We start from the raw sequence: 19,020 nt of genomic DNA, 5'->3' as shown, positions 1-19,020 counted from the left end.
CCCGCCGAGCCTGACGCGTCCGCGCAGGTCGGCCACATCACGCCCGGCGCGGCTCTACGATCCGAACTGTGGACTTTCCCGAGCTGGCCGCCCGTACCCGCCGGTTCAGCCACGGGGCGCCGCGCGCCGTCAGCGTCGCCGAGGACGGCTCCCGGGTGATCTTCCTGCGCTCGTCCGGTCCGGAGGATCCCGCCGACGCGCTGTGGCTGCTGGACGTCGCCACCGCCGAGGAACGGCTGATCGCCGACCCGGCCACCCTGCTCGAGGCGGACGCCGACCCGGCCGCGCTGGCCCCCGGCGAGCGGGCGCTGCGCGAACGGTTGCGGCTCAGCGCCGCCGGCATCGGCTCGTACGCCCTGGACGCGGCCGGCCGGATCGCGGTGTTCGCGCTGGCCGGCCGATTGTTCCGGGCGGACCTGGTGCACGGCGACGTGATCGAGGTGGACACCGTCGGCCCGGTGATCGACCCGCGGCCGGACCCGACCGGGGAGCGGCTGGCCTACGTGACCGACGCCGCGGAGGGGGTGCGCCGGGGCCAGCTGCGGGTGGTCGAGTCCGACGGCACGGACACCCTGCTCGCCGGCGAGGACAGCGGCGTCACCTGGGGGCTGGCCGAGCACGTCGCGGCGGAGGAGTTCGACCGGTTCCGCGGTTACTGGTGGGCCCCGGACGGGCGCTCGGTGCTGGCCGCGCGGGTGGACGAGTCCCGGCTGCCGCGCTGGTACCTGCACGACCCGGCCGACCCGGCGAGCCCGCCGACGACCGTCGCCTACCCCCGGGCGGGCGGGCAGAACGCGCAGGTCAGCCTGCACCTGCTAGACCTGGACGACGGCTGGGTCGACGTGCACTGGGACCGCGAGACCTACCCGTACCTGACCTCGGTCGACTGGGCGGACGGCGGTCCGCTGATCACCGTGCTGCGCCGCTCCCAGCAGCACGGCCTGGTGCTCGCCGTGGACCCGCGGACCGGGGAGACGCAGGTACACGCCGAGCTGGCCGACCCGCGCTGGGTGGAGCCGATTCCGGGCACCCCGGCGCACCTGCCGGACGGGCGGGTGCTGGTCGGCGGGGAGCTGGCCCACGACGGGTACGACGCCCGCTGCCTCTTCGCCGACGGCACCCTGCTCACCCCGCCGTCGCTGTACGTACGCCGCGTGGTGGGCCGGCTGCCCGCCGGCAACGGCCCGGCGGACCTGCTGGTCGAGGCGAGCGAGGGCGAACCGAGCCAGCGGCACCTGTTCCGGGTCCGAACGGCGATCGGTGGCGGCGTGGACGCCCGCCGGATGAGCGGCGACCCGGGCTGGCACACCGCCGCGATCGGCGGCGCGACGCTGGTGGTCGGCACCGCCTCGCTGGAGCACCCCGGGACCCGGTGGACGGTTTGGCACGGCGACCGGGAGGTGGCGCAGCTCCGCTCGCTGGCCGCTAACCCGCCCTACGCGCCGCGGCCGACGCTGGTCCGGGTGACCGACCGGCGGCTGCCGTCCGCGGTGCTCTACCCGACCGACCACGTGAAGGGCACCCGGCTGCCGGTGCTGCTGGACGTCTACGGCGGCCCGGGGCACCAGGAGGTGATCGCGGCGCGGGCGGCGTGGCTGGAACGGCAGTGGTGGGCCGACTCGGGCTTCGCGGTGGTGACGATCGACAACCGGGGCACCCCGGGGATCGCGCCGTCGTTCGAGAAGGCGATCCACCGGCGGCTGGCCGACGTGATCCTCGCCGACCAGGTGGACGCGCTCACCGCCCTGGCGGGCAAGCACCCGGACCTGGACCTGGACCGGGTGGCCGTGCGGGGCTGGTCGTTCGGCGGGTGGCTGGCCGGGCTGGCGGTGCTGCGCCACCCGGAGCTGTTCCGGTGCGCCATCGTCGGCGCGCCGGTCACCGACTGGACGTTGTACGACACCGCCTACACCGAGCGCTACCTGGGCCTGCCGGACGACGGGATGGACGTGTACGCCCACCACTCACTGGTGGAGCTGGCCGCCGAGCCGGTGGGCGGCCCGGAGCAGGCCCGGCCGATGCTGCTGGTGCACGGGCTGGCCGACGACAACGTGCTGGCCGCGCACACCCTGCGGCTCTCGGCGGCGCTGCTGGCCGCCGGCCGGCCGCACGCGGTGCTGCCGTTGACCGGGGCGACCCATCTGGCCTCCGACGGCACCGCCGAGCGGTTGCTCCGGCTGGAGCTGGACTTCCTGCGCCGGCACCTGTGAACGAAGCGGCCCCGGTCGTGGACCGGGGCCGCTGCGCGCACTGCGGTTACTGCTTGACGTACGCGTTCGTCAGCGCCGGGTAGCCGAAGATGCTGGACAGGTAGATCCCGCCCACCTTCGACCCGTGCAGGTAGTAGCCCTGCTCGACGAAGAGCGGCACGGCCGGGGCGAGCTCGGTCATGATCCGCTTGTCGAGCTTGGCCCACTCCTTGCCCTGCTCGGCGGCGGGCATGGCGAGCACCCGGTCGAACTCCTTGTTGATCTCGTCGCTGTTGACGTACGCGGTGTTGCTGTTGTTCTCGGCCTTGATGGTGCGGCCGTCGAAGAGCACCGGCAGGATCGCCGCGCCGCTGGGCCAGTCGGCGGCCCACTGGTCGGTGTAGAGGTCCCACGGGTTGTTCTTCTTGCCGACCTCGTCGAGCTTGGCGTCGGTCGGGATGGTCTTCACCGTGATCTTGAAGCCGGCCTTCTCCAGGTTGCCCTTGAGCTGGGTGGCGAGTTCCGGTGAGTCGTCGCTGATGCCGAGCACCAGCTCGGGCGTCTTGCCGGCGAGCAGCTCCTTGGCCTTCTCGATGTTGCCGCTCGGGCCGGCCGGGTAGGCGTCGTACTTCTCGAAGCCGATCGTCGACGGCGGCATCAGGGTGGTGACGGCCCTGGCGCTCGCCTCACCGCCGTACGCCTTGATGAAGCCGTCCCGGTCGATCGCGTAGTTCAGCGCCTGGCGCACCGTCAGGTCGGTGACCCGGCTGGTGTTGATGGTGAGCCGCCAGAGGCTGGGGGTCTGGCCCTGCACCGAGCGCGGCTTGAGCGCCGCGTCACCGGAGACCTTGGCGACCAGCGCCGAGGGGACGCCGTTCCAGGCCAGCGCCGTCTGGTCGTCGCCGTTGTCGGCGATGACCCGGTTGGCGCCCGCCTCGGCGTCCGGGCCGTAGGTCCAGACGACCTTGTCCGGGTACGCGTGGCGCACCGGGTCGGTCTTCGGGTCCCAGTTCTCGTTGCGCTCCATCACCAGCTCGACACCGGCGGTGTTCTTGGTGATCTTGTACGGGCCCGAGGAGAAGGGCTGGTTGTCCAGGTTGACGCCGGTGTCCTTCTCCGGCTTCAGCGGAGCGGTGTACGGCAGCGACGCGGCGAACGGCAGGTCGCAGTGCGGCTTGGCGAACTCGAACTTGATCGTCTTCGCGTCCGGGGTGGTCAGACCCGGGGGCAGCGAGCTCTTGTTCGCCTTGAAGTTCCACTTGGTGTCGTACTGCGGGCTGTCGGCCAGCCACTCCTGCAGGTAGGTGGGGCCGCCGGTCAGGTCCGGGTCGAAGGAGCGGGCGATGCCGTACGCGATCTCCTTGGCCGTGATCGCGCTGCCGTCCTCGAACTTCACCCCGTCCTTGATCTTGAATTCCCAGACCTTGCAGTCCTTGTTGACATCCGTGCCCGGCGTCTCGGCGAGGTCGCCGACCAGGGTCACCTTGCCCGCGCCGTCGTCCTTGAAGGTGGTCAGGAAACGGCTGTAGAGCGGCGCGTTCATCAGACCGGCGAACGAGTAGACCCGCTGCGGGTCGAGGTGCGAGATCTTGGTCTCCCGGATCACCCGGAAGGTGCCGCCCTTGGCGGCGCCCGGAACCTCGGCGGCCGGACCCATCGACTCCTTCGGGTCGGTGGCGATCGAACCGCTCTGCACCCGGTCGGCCTCATCGCCACCACCGGTGCCCTTGTTCTCGCTGCACGCCCCCATCACCACGAGCAGTGCGAGCGCTCCGCCAGCGGCGGCTGCCCTCTTCAGGCGCATCTGCGCCCTCCTCCCCTATCTGGAGCCTCGTCAGACGACGTAGGAAAACTACGGTTTGTGTAACAGAGAGCGGTGGATTTCTCCATGCCCAGCCCGCCGCCGTTGCGCTATCGCAACCGGACCCGCGGGTCGATGGCGGCGTAGAGGAGGTCCACCACGATGTTGGCGACCACGATGAAGACCGCCGAGATCAGCACGGTGGCCATGATGGTCGGCAGGTCCCCCGCCTTGACCGCGTCCACGGCGGTCCGGCCGAGCCCCTGGATGCCGAAGGTGGTCTCGGTGATCACCGTGCCGCCCAGCGCGCTGCCCACGTCCAGGCCGGCGATGGTCACCACCGGGGTGATCGCCGCGCGCAGCGCGTGCCGCCCGTACACCGCGGGTTTGGCCAGGCCCTTGGCCCGTGCGGTGCGGACGAAGTCCTCCGACAGCGTCTCCAGCATCTGCGCCCGCGACAGCCGGGCGTAGATCGCGGAGAAGAGGAAGGCCAGCGCCACCCAGGCGAGCACCAGCCCGCTGGCCCACTTCAGCGGATTGTCGAAGATGGAGGTGTAGCTGGGCACCGGGGTGATCCGCAGGTTGTACGTGAAGATCAGCAGCAGCACCGCGCCGACGAAGTAGAGCTGCAGCGACGCGCCGGCCAGGGAGAAGCCGATCGCCAGCCGGTCCAGCGCGGTGCCCCGTCTCAGCGCCGAGATGATGCCGAGCCCGACGCCGAGCACCAGCCAGAGCACCGCTGCCGGGATGACGATGCTCAGCGTCACCGGCAGCACCCGGGCCAGGGTGTCGGTGACCGCCTCGCTGTTGACGTAGGAGTAGCCGAGGCAGGGGGCGTCACACCGGCCGCCCTGGGAGCTGCCCAGGTCCCGGCCGGTCACGATGCCCTTCATGTAGTTGGCGTACTGCTCCGGCAGCGGGTCACGCAGGCCCAGCTCCTCGCGGACCCGCTCCAGCCGCTCCGCGTTGCAGTTCTTCGGACACATGCCGCTGACCGGGTCCTTCGGCAGGCCGAAGAACATCAGGAAGCTGAGCACGCTCACCGCGAACAGGGTGAGCACGGCGGAGAGCAGCCGCCGCACGAGGAAACGTGTCATGGCAAACCCCTACCGGGACGACTTCGGGTCGAGCGCGTCACGCAGCGCGTCGCCGAGCAGGTTGAAGGCGAGCACGAGGATGAAGATCGTGACGCCGGGGAAGAAGACGTACGCCGGGTCGGTCTGCAGGTACGGGATGCTCTGAAAGATCATCCGACCGAAGTCGGCGGTGGGCTCCAGGATGCCGATGCCCAGGAAGGACAGCGCCGCCTCGCCGGTGATGTACTGCGGCACCGCCAGCGAGAAGGCGACCAGGATCGGCGCCCAGAGGTTCGGCAGGAGCTGCCGGAAGAGCATGTGCCCCAGCCCGGCGCCGCTGGCCCGGGCCGCCTCCACGAACTCCCGTTCGCGCAGCGAGATCACCTGTCCGCGGACCAGCCGGGCGGTGCTGGTCCAGCCGAACACGGCGAAGATGACGATCAGGACGGCCACCTGGAACGCCGGCGGCACCTCCTCGCGCGGGCCGTAGAAGCGCAGCGACGCGGTCGGCACCACGGCGAGGGCGAAGATGAGGAACGGCAGGGCCAGCGCCACGTCGGTGATCCAGCTGATCACCGTGTCCACGATCCCGCCCAGGAAGCCGGCGAGGATGCCGGCGACCACGCCGATCGCGGTGGTGACCAGGGCGGCGGCGAACGCGATGAACAGCGACGTCCGCATCCCGTAGATCATCCGGATGAAGATGTCGCGACCGAGTCGGGGTTCGAGGCCGAACCAGTGGTCGCCGGTGATCCCGCCGACGTAGCCCAGCGGCATGCCGTTGCCGTCGAGGCGGTCCGAGAACTGCTCGTCGGGACCGACGCCGTACAGCTTCGAGACCAGCGGCGCGGCCAGCGCCAGCACGATGACGATCACCAGCACCACGCCGCTGACCGTCGCCGTCCGGTCCCGGCGCAGCCGGGCCCAGGCTAGCTGGCCGGGTGAGCGGCCGACGATCGACTTCTCCTCGGGCGTGACCGGGTCGGCGGCCGGCTCGATCTCGGCCCGCGCCGCGCCCTCGACCGGGGACAGGCTCACTGCGACACCTCCACGGTTCCGCTCGTCGCCGGGGCGTCCGGCCCCGGCTCGGGACCCGCGCCGACCGGCCCCTGTTCGGGGTAGTGGCAGGCGGTCAGCTGGCGGCCGCCGTCGCGGTTGGTCAGGGCGGGTTCCTCGGTGGCGCAGCGGTCCTGGGCCTTCCAGCACCGGGTGCGGAACCGGCAGCCCGAGGGTGGGTTCAGCGGCGTCGGCACATCCCCGGTGAGCCGGATCCGGCCGGCCGGGCCGAGGGTGGTCACGTCCGGGATCGCCGACAACAGCGCCCGGGTGTACGGGTGCTGCGGGCGCTGGTAGATGTCGTCCCGGTCGCCGATCTCGACGATCTTGCCGAGGTACATGACGGCGACGCGGTGACAGAAGTGCCGCACCACGGCCAGGTCGTGGGCGATGAACACGAACGCCAGGTCCAGGTCCCGTTGCAGGTCACGGAGCAGGTTGATCACCTGCGCCTGGATGGAGACGTCGAGGGCGGAGACGGGCTCGTCGGCCACGATCAGCTTCGGCCGCAGGGCCAGCGCGCGGGCGATGCCGATGCGCTGGCGCTGCCCGCCGGAGAACTCGTGCGGATACCGGTTGTAGTGCTCCGGGTTCAACCCGACCAGCTCCAGCAACTCCTGCACCCGCTTCTTCACCCCGCCGGGCGGGGTGATCCCGTTGACCTGCAACGGCATGGCCACGATCCGGCCGACCGTGTGCCGGGGGTTCAGCGACGCGTACGGGTCCTGGAAGATGATCTGCAGGTCCTGCCGCAGCGGCCGCAACGCACCCCGCCGCGCGTGCGTGATGTCCCGCCCGGCGAACTCGATCGTGCCGGCCGTCGGCTGCAGCAACCGCACCAGCATCCGCCCGGTCGTGGTCTTCCCACAGCCGGACTCCCCGACCAGGCCGAGGGTCTCGCCGGGGCGCACGTCGAAGTCCAGCCCGTCCACCGCCCGGACCGCGCCGCTCGATCGGAACCCGGCACGGACCGGGAAGTGCTTGGCCAGGCCCCGGACCCGCAGCAGCGGCTCGGCCGGGGACACCGGCGGAGTCTGCGTGGCCGTCGACGGGCTGCTCACTGGGCGACTCCCACCTGTGCGACGTCCTCCTGGTAGAGCCGGGTCCGCTCGTCGACCGGCAGGTGACAGGCGGCCAGGTGGCCGGCCTCCCCCGCCGGGCGGAGCTCGGGGACCTCGGTGAACGACCGATCGCCGTTGCGGCCGGCGTAGCGGCAGCGTGGGTGGAACGCACACCCCGACGGAAGGTTGATCAGTGACGGCGGGTTGCCCTTGATCGGGACCAGGTCCGCGTCCGCGTCACCGTGCAACGACGGCACGCTCGACAACAACCCCCACGTGTACGGATGCTGCGGCCGGCGCAGCACCTGCTCGACACTGCCCTGCTCGACCGCCCGGCCCCCGTACATCACCAGCACGTCGTCGGCCACCTGGGACACCACGCCGAGGTCATGGGTGATCAGGATGATCGCCGACCGGAACTCCGCCTGCAGGTCCGACAACAGGTCGAGGATCTGCGCCTGCACCGTCACGTCCAGGGCGGTGGTCGGCTCGTCGGCGATCAGCAGATCCGGATCGTTGACCAACGCCATCGCGATCATCGCCCGCTGCCGCATCCCGCCCGAGAACTCGTGCGGGTACTGATCGAACCGCCGCGCCGGCTGCGGAATCCCCACCCGGCCGAGCATGTCCACCGCCCGCGACCGGGCCTCGCGCTTCCCCGCCCGCGGATGGTGCACCCGGTACGCCTCGGCGATCTGCCGACCGACCGTGAAGTACGGATGCAACGCCGACAGCGGATCCTGGAAGATCATCGCCATGTCCCGGCCGCGCAGCCGGCGTACCTGCTCCTCGGGCAGCCCGACCAGTTGGCGGCCGCCGACGGAGATCTCGCCGGTGATGGTGGCGCGCTTGGTGTGGTGCAGGCCCAGGATGGCCAGCGAGGTGACGCTCTTGCCCGAGCCGGACTCGCCGACGATGCCGAGCGTGCGGCCGCGCTCGACCGCGAACGACACCCCGTCGACCGCGCGGACCACGCCGTCCTCGGTGTCGAACCGGACCCGCAGGTCGTTCACCCGCAGATAGGGCTGTCCCTCGCCGGCGCGTTGCTCCGGCACCTCGGGACGGTCCGGTTCCCCGGACGGCGCCGAATCCGACCTGCCCACGACCGCCTCCCTCAGTGATGAAGAGAACCTACAGCAAACTTCTGAGGGCGAAAATAAGCTACAAGTGGGGAGCTGTCAGCGGCGCTCAGCGTAACGACTCGGCATCGGGCGTGAACAGTCCTCACCTGGACATCCACGGCCACAACTCGATGTCACCCCGCCTCGATCGCACGTCGGGTGCGACGATGGGTCGGGGTGACCGAGTGAGAATTCCCGCCGGCACGAGGTGGAGGTGACCATGACCGCGGCGGTGTTCGGCCATGACGGACCGTGGACCGAAGAGGAGTACCTCGCCCTCGGCGAGACGCAGCAACGCGTCGAACTCTTCGACGGGAGCCTCCACGTGACCCCAGCCCCCACCCCCCGGCACCAGCGGATCTCACGCAAGCTGGGAAACATCTTCGAAACGGCGGCCGAGGCCGTCGGGTTGGAACTGCTGGAGGCGGTCAACGTCCGGCTCCGGCCGGGCCGGATCCCCATCCCCGACCTGGTCGTCACCGATCCGGTCGACCTCGACGAACTCGTCATCGAGGCGAACGCCGTTCACCTGGTCTGCGAGATCATTTCGCCGAGTAACGCGGCCACCGACAAGGTGCTCAAGATGCACTACTACGCTGCCGCCGGCATCGAGTGGTACCTACTGGTCGAGCAGGAAACCGGCGCCCTGCGGCTCTACCGTCGACAGGGCAGCCACTACGCCGAACACTCGACAACGACGAGGGGTCAAACTCTCACCCTGACCGAGCCGGTGCAGGCGACGATCCGGCCCGAGGATCTCGTCCCCTGACGGATGTCGGTCGGCTCGCCTAGGGTCGGTCGCATGACCGAGTTCGACACGGCGAGCGCCGCCGTCCAGGCCGCCCTCGACGCGGGCGCCCGGTACGCGGACGTCCGGGTGATGCACCGCCGCTACGAGTCGATGTCGGCCCGCAACGGGGACATCGAGGAGCTGACCCAGGACGAGAGCGTCGGGCTGGGCGTCCGGGCGCTGGTCGGGTCGAGCTGGGGCTTCCACGCCGTACCGGAGCTGTCGGACGCCGCGGCCCGCGACGCCGGCCGGCGCGCCGCGCGGATCGCCGCCGCGAGTGCGCGGGTCCCCGGCCCGCCCGTCGACCTGGTCCCCAGCGAGCCCACCGTGGCGAGCTGGTCCTCCGGCTGCGCGGTCGACCCGCTCGGCGTGCCGCTGTCCGGCAAGGGCGACCTGCTGGTCCAGGCCACCGGGACGATCCGGGAGCACGGTGCCGACCTGGCCGAGGGGCTCTACCAGATCTGGGACACCGCCAAGTGGTTCGTCTCCAGCGAGGGGCACCGGATCGACCAGCGGATCCGCGAGTGCGGCGGCGGCATCTCGGCCACCTCCATCGGGGACGGCGAGACGCAGCGCCGGTCCTACCCGAGCTACCGCGGGCAGTACGGCACCACCGGCTGGGAGCTGGTCACCTCGCTGGACCTGGCCGCGCACGCCGCCCGGATCGCCGAGGAGTCCCGGGAGCTGCTCACCGCCCCCGAGTGCCCCGCCGGCGAGACCGACCTGATCCTCGGCGGCGAGCAGCTCGCGTTGCAGATCCACGAGTCGGTCGGCCACGCCATCGAGCTGGACCGGATCCTCGGCTGGGAGGCGGCCTTCGCCGGCACGTCCTGGCTGGACCTGGGCCAGCTCGGCACGCTGCGCTACGGCTCCGAGCTGATGAACGTCACCATCGACCCGACCATCCCCGGCGCGCTGGGCAGTTTCGGCTACGACGACGAGGGCTCCCCGGCGGTGCGGCGGGACGCCGTCCGCGAGGGGCGGTGGGTGGGCGTGCTCGCCGGCCGGGACTCGGCCGCCGTCGCCGGTCTCGACTACGGCGGCAGCGTACGCGCCGACGGCTGGGCCCGGCTGCCGATGGTGCGGATGACCAACGTCGGCCTGGAGCCCGGCCCGCACACGCTCGACGAGATCATCGCCGCCACCGACGACGGGGTGCTGATGGACGTCAACCGCTCCTGGTCCATCGACGACAAGCGGCTCAACTTCCAGTTCGGCTGCGAGATCGGCTGGGAGGTGCGCAACGGCCGGCGCGGGCGGATGCTGCGCAACCCCACCTACACCGGGATCGGCCCGCTCTTCTGGCGCTCGATGGACATGCTCTCCGCCGAGATCGTCCCGTGGGGCACGCCGAACTGCGGCAAGGGCCAGCCCGGCCAGACCGGGCACACCGGCCACCCGGCCGCCCCGGCCCGCTTCCGCAACGTCCGAGTGGGGGTACGCGCATGACCGAGCTGGAGATCGCCGGTCGGGTGGTGGAGCTGATCCGCCGGCTCGCCGGGCCGGACGCCCAGGCCGAGGCCGTGGTGACCCGGGCGGATCTGGCGCTCACCCGGTTCGCCAACTCGTTCATCCATCAGAACGTCGCGGAGTCGGGTGTCGGCGTGCGGCTGCGCGTGCACGTCGACGGGCGCACCGCGGCCGGCAGCGGCAGCCTGGTCGACGACGACGGCCTGCGCGCGCTGGTGGAGCGGACCCTCGCCGCGGCGCGGCTCTGCCCGCCGGACCCGGCCTGGCCCGGGCTGACCCCGCCCTCCCCGATCGTCGCCAGCGCCGTCTTCGACGAGTCCACCGCGTTCGCCGAGCCGGACGAGCGGGCCGCCCGGGTCCGCGACTTCGTGGACGCCGTGGGCGGGCTGGAGGCGGCCGGCTACTGCCGCACGTCGTACCGGTCCGGGGCCTTCGCCAACTCGGCCGGCCACTCGGCGCTCGGCCGCACCACCGAGGCGGCGATGGACGGCATCGCCCGCATCGGCGGGTCGGACGGGGTGGCCCGGCACTGCGCCGACCGGCTCGCCGACCTCGACGGCGCCGCCCTCGGCGCCCGGGCGGCGGCGAAGGCACGGGCCGCGGCCGACCCGGTCGAGCTACCCCCGGGGCGCTACGAGGTGGTGCTCGAGCCGGCGGCCGTGGCAGACCTGCTGCAGAACCTCTCCTGGTACGGCTTCAACGGCAAGCGGTACGCCGAGCGGCAGTCCTTCGCCGAGCCGGGGGCCGAGCAGTTCGACCGCTCGGTGACCCTGGTCGACGACCCGCTGCACGGCTCCGCCTTCCCGTACGACCTGGAGGGCAGCCCCCGGCGGGCGTTGACCCTGGTCGACGCCGGTACCACCCGCGCGGTGGCCCACGACCGGCGCAGCGGCGCCGAGTTGGGCACCGGGTCCACCGGTCACGGGATGATCGGCGCGTCCACCTTCGGCCCGACCCCCCGCAACATCCGCCTGCTCGCCGCACCCGCGTCCGCAGACGCGGCCGGCGGGGGCGTCGGCGCGGCCGCGACCGGTGGCACCGCAGCCGGTGGCGCGACCGGCGGCGGCTCGGTGGCGACCGGTGTGACGGGCGCGGTGGCGGACCCGGACACCGCCGAGCTGCTCGCCGACGTGCAGCGCGGGCTGCTGGTGAGCGACTTCTGGTACACCCGGGTGCTCGACCCGAAGAGCCTGGTCATCACCGGCCTGACCCGCAACGGCGTCTGGCTGGTCGAGGACGGCGTGCCGACCCGGCCGGTCCGCGACTTCCGGTTCACCGAGTCGTACCCCCGGGCGCTCGGCCCGGGCGCGGTGCTCGGCCTGGGGCGGTGGTCGGTGCGGCAGCCGGATCGAATCGACGGCGTCTGGTGGGAGGCCCCGCCGGTGCGGCTGGCCGCCTGGAACTTCACCGGCGGTGCCTCCGGCTGAAGCCGGTATGGTGGTCGTCGGCACGCTCGCGTGCCGGACCTCCTGACCTGGCGCCCACGCCGCCGGGCGGCGCGGAGGCGAAGGTGGCACATTGCCATCGCGGGCTGTGCGTTCCGTTCAGTGCGATCCGCCGGATGGACGCGACGCTGGCGTGGGGTACGGCGGTCGCGCTGTCCAGAAGGCGTAGATCATGACCGAGCAGCGAAAGTTGAAGCAGCGGATCCGGGCGCGCATGGCGGCCACCGGCGAGAGCTACACCACCGCACGCCGCCAGGTGCTGGCCAGTGGCGAGACGTCGGCCGACCGGCCGCTGCCGCCCGGCATCGTGCCGGGTTACCGCACCTTCGGCGCGCGGCACCACCGCGAGTCCGGTCTGCTCGCCCACGTGCTGGAGGCCCAGGGGGTACGCGCCCCGCACACCGGCGCGCCGTACACGGAGGCGATGCTCGCGGGTCTCGGCGGTGGCGTCGGCTTCATGTACGCGGTCTTCGAGTACCGGGACCTTCCCCCGCTGCTGACCATCGTGGCGCAGCACCACCCGCAGCCCTGGGTGCCCGCCGCGCTGGACCGGCTCGGCCTGACCTACTCCGACGAGCACAGCGCGACGGCGGGCCCCGCGCTCAACCGGCTCCGGGCGGCGCTGGGCGCCGGACGGCCGGTCTTCGCCACCGTCGACCGCAGCCGACTGCCGTGGCACGGCCTCGAACCCGGGCCCGGTACCGACCCGTACCCGGTGGTGGTTGCCGGTGCCGACGGGGACATCCTGCTGCTCGACGACGAGGGTCCGCAGCCGCGCCCACTCCCAATACCGGAATTCGCCGCGGCCTGGTCGGCTCACCGCAAGGGCCGCCACCAGGGCATCACGCTCGGCGACCCGCACCAGCGGGTGGACCTGCCGGACGCGATCCGCGACGCCGTGGCCACCACCGTGGCGCACCTGACCGGCCCGGTGCTCGGCAACAGCTTCGACGCCAATTTCGGCTTCCGGGGCATGGCGAAGCTCGCCGAACAGCTGCGGGACGTCCGGACCAGGAACGGGTGGGTCCGGCGCTTCGGCGCCCCCGTCCCCTTCTTCCACGGTGTACGCCGGCTGTACGAGTGCCTGGAGCTGGAGTACACCGCGCCCGGCGCGACCCGCCCGGTCTACGCCGACTTCCTCGACGAGACCGGGCGCGTGGTCGGCGGCAGCCGGTTCGCCGAGGCCGCCGAGCTGTTCCGCCGCTCCGGCGAACAGTGGTCGCGGCTGGCGGCGCTCGCCCTGGACACCGTGCAGGGCCTCGGCGCGTACACCGAGGTGGCCGAGGAGCGCATGGCGTTGGTCTTCAGCCGGGGGCGGGACGCCGAACCCGAGATCCGGAGGCTGACCCGGCGGCTGAACCAGCTCGCGGAGGAGCACGCCGCCGCCGACCCGCTCGGCGAGGCGGGCCGCCGGGAGCTGTTCGCCGCCATGGCCCATCTGGTCGAGTCCTGCCTGGAACTCGAACGGGACGCGGTGACGGCGTTGGGCGGCGATCTTTCCTAACGGGCGGACATCGATCATGCGCCAAGGTCTTTCCAACGTGCGGGACACACGGGACACTGCGTTGCGCGGCCGGGCCGCGAAGATCGGCGTAACGTGTGTCACTTAGCTGCGCCGGTACGCCGGTGCGGTCGCCTGCGTGCGCAAGACGTGGCAGTGGACGCGGTCTCGCCGGTCCGCTGACCGGTACGACTGATCCGCCGCCCGCGAGGGCCCCGTCAGGGAGACGACTCGAATGACATCATCGGCAACGAGGCCGCGGGGGGCGCGGACACGCGCCGCGATCGCGGCGAAGACGTTGCGCACTGACCGCTGGTGGCTCGCCCCACTGCTCACCTTCGCCGGGCTCACCGCCTGGGTCGCGTACGCGACGGTCCGGGTCTTCATGCACAAGTGGTACTGGGTGGACGCGTACCACTACCTGACCCCGTTCTACTCCCCCTGCGTGACCGAGCGGTGCACCGAGGGCTCCTCGCACTTCGGCAGCTTCCTGCCCGGCTGGTGGATCATCCCGGACGCGGCGCTGACCCTGCCGTTCCTGCTGCTGTTCCGGCTGACCTGCTACTACTACCGCAAGGCGTACTACCGGTCGTTCTGGCTGTCGCCGCCGGCCTGCGCGGTGCCGGACGGGCACCAGGCGTACGGCGGGGAGACCCGCTTCCCGCTGCTCGGCCAGAACCTGCACCGCTACTTCTTCTACGCCGCCGTGATCATCTCGTTGATCAACACGTACGACGCGATCTACGCGTTCCACTCGCCGAAGGGCTTCGGCTTCGGCTTTGGCAACCTGATCCTGCTGGCCAACGTGGTGATGCTCTGGGCGTACACCATCTCCTGCCACTCCTGCCGGCACATCATCGGCGGGCGGCTCAAGCACTTCTCGAAGCATCCGCTGCGCTACCAGGCGTGGACGGGAGTGTCCTGGCTGAACGTCCGGCACATGCAGCTCGCCTGGATCACCCTCGGCACCCTGGCCCTGACCGACTTCTACGTGATGGCCGTCGCGGCCGGCTGGTTCAACGACCTGCGCTTCATCAACTGAGGGCCCTGAACATGACTGAGACGCGAATCGAACGACACCACTACGACGTCGTCGTGATCGGGGCCGGCGGCGCCGGCCTGCGCGCGGCGATCGAGGCTCGGCTCGCCGGCAAGAAGACCGCGATCATCTCCAAGTCGCTCTTCGGCAAGGCGCACACCGTGATGGCCGAGGGCGGCGCGGCGGCGGCGATGGGGAACATGAACAGCCGGGACAACTGGCAGGTGCACTTCCGCGACACCATGCGCGGCGGCAAGTTCCTCAACAACTTCCGGATGGCCGAGCTGCACGCGAAGGAGTCGCCGCACCGGATCTGGGAGCTGGAGACGTACGGCGCGCTCTTCGACCGGACCAAGGACGGGAAGATCTCGCAGCGCAACTTCGGCGGCCACGAGTACCCGCGGCTGGCGCACGTCGGCGACCGGACCGGCCTGGAGCTGATCCGCACCCTCCAGCAGAAGATCGTCTCCCTTCAGCAGGAGGACAAGCGCGACCACGGCGACTACGAGGCCCGGATCAGGGTCTTCTCCGAGACCACCATCACCGAGCTGCTGCTGGACGGGGACCGGGTGGCCGGCGCGTTCGGCTACTACCGGGAGTCCGGGGAGTTCATTCTCTTCGAGGCCCCCGCGGTGGTTCTCGCGACCGGCGGCGTCGGCCGGTCCTACAAGGTCACCTCGAACTCCTGGGAGTACACCGGGGACGGTCACGCGCTCGCGCTGCGCGCCGGGGCCACCCTGATCAACATGGAGTTCCTCCAGTTCCACCCGACCGGCATGGTCTGGCCTCCCTCGGTGAAGGGCATCCTGGTCACCGAGTCGGTGCGCGGCGACGGCGGCGTGCTGAAGAACTCCGACGGCAAGCGGTTCATGTTCGACTACGTCCCCGACGTCTTCCGCAAGCAGTACGCGGAGACCGAGGAGGAGGCGGACCGCTGGTACACCGACCCGGACAACAACCGGCGCCCGCCGGAGCTGCTCCCCCGCGACGAGGTCGCCCGGGCGATCAACAGCGAGGTCAAGGCCGGCCGGGGTACGCCCGCGGGCGGCGTCTACCTCGACATCGCCTCCCGGCGCTCGGCCGAGGAGATCCGGCGCCGACTGCCGTCGATGTACCACCAGTTCAAGGAGCTGGCCGACGTCGACATCACCAAGGAGCCGATGGAGGTCGGCCCGACCTGCCACTACGTGATGGGCGGCGTCGAGGTGGACCCGGACTCGGGCGCCGCGTTCGGCACCGTGCGGGGGCTCTTCGCCGCGGGTGAGGTCTCCGGCGGCATGCACGGGTCAAACCGGCTGGGCGGCAACTCCCTGTCCGACCTGCTGGTCTTCGGCAAGCGGGCGGGCGGCCACGCCGCCTCGTACGCCGATCAGCTCACCGCGCGCCCGGCGGTGGCGGTGGCGGCGGTCGAGGCCGCGGTGGAGACGGCGCTGGCCCCGCTGCAGCGGGACACCGGGGAGAGCCCGTACACCCTCCAGCAGGATCTCCAGGCCGTGATGGGGGATCTGGTCGGCATCATCCGACGGGAGAACGAGCTGGTCGACGCGCTGGCCCGGCTGGCGGAGCTGCGCGAGCGGGTGGCCAAGGTGAGCGCGGCCGGCGGCCGGCGCTACAACCCGGGCTGGCACTTGGCGCTGGACCTGCGCAACATGCTGGTGGTCTCGGAGTGCACCGCGAAGGCCGCGCTGGAGCGGCAGGAGTCGCGCGGCGGACACACCCGGGAGGACCATCCGGGGATGGACCCGAAGTGGCGGCAGGTCAACCTGGTCTGCTCGCTGGACGGCGACACGGTCCGGCTGACCCGGAAGCCGCTGCCGAAGATGCGCGGGGAGCTGATCGGTCTCTTCGACCGCGGGGAGCTGGCCAAATACCTGACCGACGAGGAGCTCGCGGAGTTCGACGCCCTCGCTGAGGAGGCGAGCAAGTAATGGGAACCAAGCGTGAGTTCCGCATCTGGCGGGGCGACGAGAACGGCGGCGACCTCCAGGACTACACGGTCGAGGTCAACGAGGGCGAGGTGGTCCTCGACGTGATCCACCGGCTCCAGGCCACCGAGGCGCCGGACCTGGCCTGCCGCTGGAACTGCAAGGCCGGCAAGTGCGGCTCCTGCTCGATGGAGATCAACGGCAAGCCGCGGCTGAGCTGCATGACCCGGATGTCGACCTTCGAGGAGGCGGAGACGGTCACCGTCACGCCGCTGCGGACGTTCCCGGTGATCCGGGACCTGGTCACCGACGTCTCGTTCAACTACGAGAAGGCCCGGGAGACCCCGGCCTTCGCGCCGCCGGCCGACGTCGCCCCGGGCGACTACCGGATGCAGCAGGTCGACGTCGAGCGCTCGCAGGAGTTCCGCAAGTGCATCGAGTGCTTCCTGTGCCAGACCGTCTGCCACGTGATCCGCGACCACGAGGAGAACAAGCAGGCGTTCTCCGGTCCACGGTTCTTCATCCGGGCCGCCGAGCTGGACATGCACCCGCTCGACGCAAGGACGGACCGCAAGGAGTACGCGCAGGCCGAGCAGGGGCTCGGCTTCTGCAACATCACCAAGTGCTGCACCGAGGTCTGCCCCGAGCACATCAAGATCACCGACAACGGGATCATCCCCATGAAGGAGCGGGTCGTCGACCACAGGTACGATCCCCTCGTGTGGCTTGGTAGCAAGATCTTCCGGAGGGGTCAGGTGCCTCAGACCTTCGTGACCAGCGCCCAGCACGGCGGCGCGGTGCATTCGAGCGCCCCCCACGGCGGGGTGCATTCGCACGCGGGCGGTTCGCATGACGCGCCGCACGAGGTGGAGGCGCAGCGCGGCGTGAACTGGCGCCGCGAGGTGCCGCACCCGACCGCCCCGGCGACCGACGCAAACGGCAAGCTGCCGCTGACGGAGCTGACCTTCGACCGGGCGGCGGCGCCGTCTCCGTTCGGCGACGACATCACCTTCCCGCTGCCGCCCGAGCACCTCAACTTCGCTCACCCGAGCCAGGACGAGCCGAAGCACTGAGCACGACGACAAACACCGAAGACGGGGGCCGCGGCGAACTGCCGCCGGCCCCCGTCCCGTTTTCGCCCCCGTGTCCGCTTCCCTGGTCAGGGGTGGGCGAGCAGCGGGCGGAGGGCGGCGACGATCGGAGCGTCGGCGGGGAGCCAGGTCACGGTGTCCAGTTCCGCGGCGGTGAGCCAGCGCAGCTCCGAGTGCTCCAGCGCTTCGGGCTGGTCGCCGTGGAGCAGGCGGGCCGCGTACACCTTGAGGACGGAGCGGCCGTGCGCCATCCGGACGTCGCGGCCGACCCGGCCGCCGATCTCCACGCGTACGGCGAGTTCCTCGGCGCACTCCCGGATCAGCGCGGCGGTCTCGCTCTCCCCCGGCTCGACCTTGCCACCCGGGAACTCCCACTTGCCGGCGACCTCAGCCGGCGCGGCGCGCGCGCAGGCCAGGACCCGCCCGTCCGCGATGATCGCCGCTCCGACGACAACCTTCGGCTCGCGCCGGTCGGCCTGTCCGTTCCCGCTAACCCATTCGGTCCGCACGGCCGTCCAGCGTGCCAGATCAATCGGCGGTTTGGGTAGCGGAGCCGGCCGTCAGGCCAACAGAACACGGAAGTGTGGGCGTGGACACACCATTCGTGCGACGACAAACTAGAGGTCGTCTACGAGGACACGGGACGGCGACGATTTGGCCACAAGCCGGCAACGACGCCTGGGAGGGTGCGGTGATGCGCGTGCTGTTCAACGGCCGGGCGAAGCACGACTACCTCGACGACGCGCTCACCCTGCTGTCCGGGTGGACCCGGGAGGGTGAGCAGATCCGCCGCACCATGGTCCTCGACGACACCCAGCACGCGGCCCTGACCGAAAGGGTCAAGGTGGTCGCGGACGCGCTGCGCCTGCGCCCCGAGATCAGCCGGCGGGCGGATCGGACCCACATCCGGGTCGGGCACGGTGACGGCGAGCCGCTGACCGAGGGCGAGGTCCTGCTCGCGGCCCGCATCGAGGACGCCTTCCGCGCGGTCACCGACGCCCCCGCCTGACCCAGGTCGTCTGATCGGCCGGGGCTCCTTTTGCAGTCCGCCGGCTGTTGGCGCGCCCTGCCTACCGTGGGCCGCATGGTGAACGTGACGTACGACCGCAAGGAACAGTTTCAGCAGATCCAGAGTGGGCTCCTGGACGGCGAGCAGATCATCGCCGTCTACGACGCGGTCGGCGCGGGCACCGGATTCATCGGCCTGACCGACCGGCGGGTGATCATCCAGGACCGCTCGTTCGTCGGTAAGCGGTACGCCATCACCAGCATCCCGTACTCGAAGATCACCAGCGTCAGCGTGGTCAGCAACAAGTCGTGGGGCGGGGCGTTCTTCTCCACCGGCGCGATCGCCATCCACGTCGGCACGCACACCTACGAGGTCGAGTTCCGCGGCGCGCAGAAGAGCCACCACGTGCACAACGTGATCCTCCATCACATCTCCTGACCCCTATC

At 71.3% G+C, this 19,020-nt stretch carries 16 protein-coding genes; 10 read left to right on the top strand and 6 right to left on the bottom strand.

From position 1 onward, the window contains the following. The first annotated feature begins 68 nt into the window (after positions 1 to 68). On the top strand, positions 69 to 2,210 hold the full coding sequence (locus I8N68_RS01460; RefSeq protein ID WP_200206603.1) for a S9 family peptidase: 2,142 nt from the start codon (positions 69 to 71) through the stop codon (positions 2,208 to 2,210). Positions 2,211 to 2,256: 46 nt separating this feature from the next. On the opposite strand, the gene I8N68_RS01455 is transcribed toward I8N68_RS01460, so the two are convergent. The 5 genes from I8N68_RS01455 to I8N68_RS01435 form a co-directional block, all read right to left on the bottom strand. Further along, a complete protein-coding gene (locus I8N68_RS01455) occupies positions 2,257 to 3,993 on the bottom strand; it encodes an ABC transporter substrate-binding protein (RefSeq protein ID WP_200206601.1) in 1,737 nt (578 codons plus the stop codon). Between the two features lie 107 nt (positions 3,994 to 4,100). Continuing rightward, the gene (locus tag I8N68_RS01450) at positions 4,101 to 5,087 is read right to left on the bottom strand and encodes an ABC transporter permease (RefSeq protein WP_200206599.1); all 987 of its coding nucleotides are present in this window, start codon (positions 5,085 to 5,087) and stop codon (positions 4,101 to 4,103) included. Positions 5,088 to 5,096: 9 nt separating this feature from the next. Further along, on the bottom strand, positions 5,097 to 6,104 hold the full coding sequence (locus tag I8N68_RS01445) for an ABC transporter permease (protein ID WP_200206597.1): 1,008 nt from the start codon (positions 6,102 to 6,104) through the stop codon (positions 5,097 to 5,099). After that, entirely contained in the window at positions 6,101 to 7,183 is a 1,083-nt protein-coding gene (locus I8N68_RS01440) for an ABC transporter ATP-binding protein (protein ID WP_307812471.1), read from the bottom strand. The genes I8N68_RS01445 and I8N68_RS01440 overlap by 4 nt, the downstream gene beginning before the upstream one ends. Continuing rightward, the gene (locus I8N68_RS01435) at positions 7,180 to 8,238 is read right to left on the bottom strand and encodes an ABC transporter ATP-binding protein (RefSeq protein ID WP_307812470.1); all 1,059 of its coding nucleotides are present in this window, start codon (positions 8,236 to 8,238) and stop codon (positions 7,180 to 7,182) included. The genes I8N68_RS01440 and I8N68_RS01435 overlap by 4 nt, the downstream gene beginning before the upstream one ends. 286 nt (positions 8,239 to 8,524) lie before the next feature. Between I8N68_RS01435 and I8N68_RS01430 the strand changes: the two genes are divergently transcribed. From I8N68_RS01430 to I8N68_RS01400, 7 genes are all read left to right on the top strand, one after another. Beyond that, positions 8,525 to 9,073: a Uma2 family endonuclease gene (locus tag I8N68_RS01430; RefSeq protein WP_200206593.1), complete on the top strand. Its 549-nt coding sequence runs from the start codon at positions 8,525 to 8,527 to the stop codon at positions 9,071 to 9,073. 33 nt (positions 9,074 to 9,106) lie between these two features. Continuing rightward, the gene (locus tag I8N68_RS01425; protein WP_200206591.1) at positions 9,107 to 10,543 is read left to right on the top strand and encodes a TldD/PmbA family protein; all 1,437 of its coding nucleotides are present in this window, start codon (positions 9,107 to 9,109) and stop codon (positions 10,541 to 10,543) included. Continuing rightward, positions 10,540 to 11,991 (top strand): TldD/PmbA family protein, encoded by a 1,452-nt coding sequence (locus I8N68_RS01420; RefSeq protein WP_200206586.1) that lies wholly within the window; start codon positions 10,540 to 10,542, stop codon positions 11,989 to 11,991. The genes I8N68_RS01425 and I8N68_RS01420 overlap by 4 nt, the downstream gene beginning before the upstream one ends. 190 nt (positions 11,992 to 12,181) lie before the next feature. Continuing rightward, the gene (locus I8N68_RS01415; RefSeq protein ID WP_200206585.1) at positions 12,182 to 13,513 is read left to right on the top strand and encodes a BtrH N-terminal domain-containing protein; all 1,332 of its coding nucleotides are present in this window, start codon (positions 12,182 to 12,184) and stop codon (positions 13,511 to 13,513) included. 232 nt (positions 13,514 to 13,745) lie between these two features. After that, complete coding sequence (gene sdhC, locus I8N68_RS01410) at positions 13,746 to 14,552, top strand: succinate dehydrogenase subunit SdhC (protein ID WP_200206584.1); 807 nt, start codon at positions 13,746 to 13,748, stop codon at positions 14,550 to 14,552. Between the two features lie 11 nt (positions 14,553 to 14,563). Further along, complete coding sequence (locus I8N68_RS01405; RefSeq protein WP_200206582.1) at positions 14,564 to 16,477, top strand: fumarate reductase/succinate dehydrogenase flavoprotein subunit; 1,914 nt, start codon at positions 14,564 to 14,566, stop codon at positions 16,475 to 16,477. Beyond that, positions 16,477 to 17,547 (top strand): succinate dehydrogenase/fumarate reductase iron-sulfur subunit, encoded by a 1,071-nt coding sequence (locus I8N68_RS01400; RefSeq protein WP_200206580.1) that lies wholly within the window; start codon positions 16,477 to 16,479, stop codon positions 17,545 to 17,547. The genes I8N68_RS01405 and I8N68_RS01400 overlap by 1 nt, the downstream gene beginning before the upstream one ends. An 86-nt stretch (positions 17,548 to 17,633) precedes the next feature. Here the strand turns inward: I8N68_RS01400 and I8N68_RS01395 are convergent, their stop codons facing one another. Then, the gene (locus I8N68_RS01395) at positions 17,634 to 18,074 is read right to left on the bottom strand and encodes a (deoxy)nucleoside triphosphate pyrophosphohydrolase (protein WP_200206578.1); all 441 of its coding nucleotides are present in this window, start codon (positions 18,072 to 18,074) and stop codon (positions 17,634 to 17,636) included. A gap of 185 nt (positions 18,075 to 18,259) precedes the next feature. Between I8N68_RS01395 and I8N68_RS01390 the strand changes: the two genes are divergently transcribed. Continuing rightward, positions 18,260 to 18,574 carry a 4a-hydroxytetrahydrobiopterin dehydratase gene (locus I8N68_RS01390; protein ID WP_200206576.1) on the top strand — a complete coding sequence of 105 codons (315 nt, stop codon included), beginning with the start codon at positions 18,260 to 18,262 and terminating at the stop codon, positions 18,572 to 18,574. A gap of 75 nt (positions 18,575 to 18,649) precedes the next feature. Further along, positions 18,650 to 19,012: a PH domain-containing protein gene (locus I8N68_RS01385; protein ID WP_200206574.1), complete on the top strand. Its 363-nt coding sequence runs from the start codon at positions 18,650 to 18,652 to the stop codon at positions 19,010 to 19,012. The last annotated feature ends 8 nt before the right edge of the window (positions 19,013 to 19,020 follow it).

Source organism: Micromonospora coerulea, assembly GCF_016598485.1.
GTDB lineage: Bacteria > Actinomycetota > Actinomycetes > Mycobacteriales > Micromonosporaceae > Micromonospora > Micromonospora coerulea.
Note: the sequence above shows the minus strand (reverse complement) of the source record. Positions and strands in the feature narration are given on the sequence as shown.

Excerpts from the sequence above, each read along its gene's own strand:
- I8N68_RS01405 (WP_200206582.1), top strand. The coding sequence starts at position 14,564 with ATGACTGAGACGCGAATCGAACGACACCACTACGACGTCGTCGTGATC.
- I8N68_RS01385 (WP_200206574.1), top strand. The coding sequence starts at position 18,650 with ATGGTGAACGTGACGTACGACCGCAAGGAACAGTTTCAGCAGATCCAG.
- I8N68_RS01420 (WP_200206586.1), top strand. The coding sequence starts at position 10,540 with ATGACCGAGCTGGAGATCGCCGGTCGGGTGGTGGAGCTGATCCGCCGG.
- I8N68_RS01450 (WP_200206599.1), bottom strand. The coding sequence starts at position 5,087 with ATGACACGTTTCCTCGTGCGGCGGCTGCTCTCCGCCGTGCTCACCCTG.
- I8N68_RS01430 (WP_200206593.1), top strand. The coding sequence starts at position 8,525 with ATGACCGCGGCGGTGTTCGGCCATGACGGACCGTGGACCGAAGAGGAG.
- I8N68_RS01425 (WP_200206591.1), top strand. The coding sequence starts at position 9,107 with ATGACCGAGTTCGACACGGCGAGCGCCGCCGTCCAGGCCGCCCTCGAC.
- I8N68_RS01390 (WP_200206576.1), top strand. The coding sequence starts at position 18,260 with ATGCGCGTGCTGTTCAACGGCCGGGCGAAGCACGACTACCTCGACGAC.
- I8N68_RS01400 (WP_200206580.1), top strand. The coding sequence starts at position 16,477 with ATGGGAACCAAGCGTGAGTTCCGCATCTGGCGGGGCGACGAGAACGGC.
- I8N68_RS01455 (WP_200206601.1), bottom strand. The coding sequence starts at position 3,993 with ATGCGCCTGAAGAGGGCAGCCGCCGCTGGCGGAGCGCTCGCACTGCTC.
- sdhC (WP_200206584.1), top strand. The coding sequence starts at position 13,746 with ATGACATCATCGGCAACGAGGCCGCGGGGGGCGCGGACACGCGCCGCG.
- I8N68_RS01415 (WP_200206585.1), top strand. The coding sequence starts at position 12,182 with ATGACCGAGCAGCGAAAGTTGAAGCAGCGGATCCGGGCGCGCATGGCG.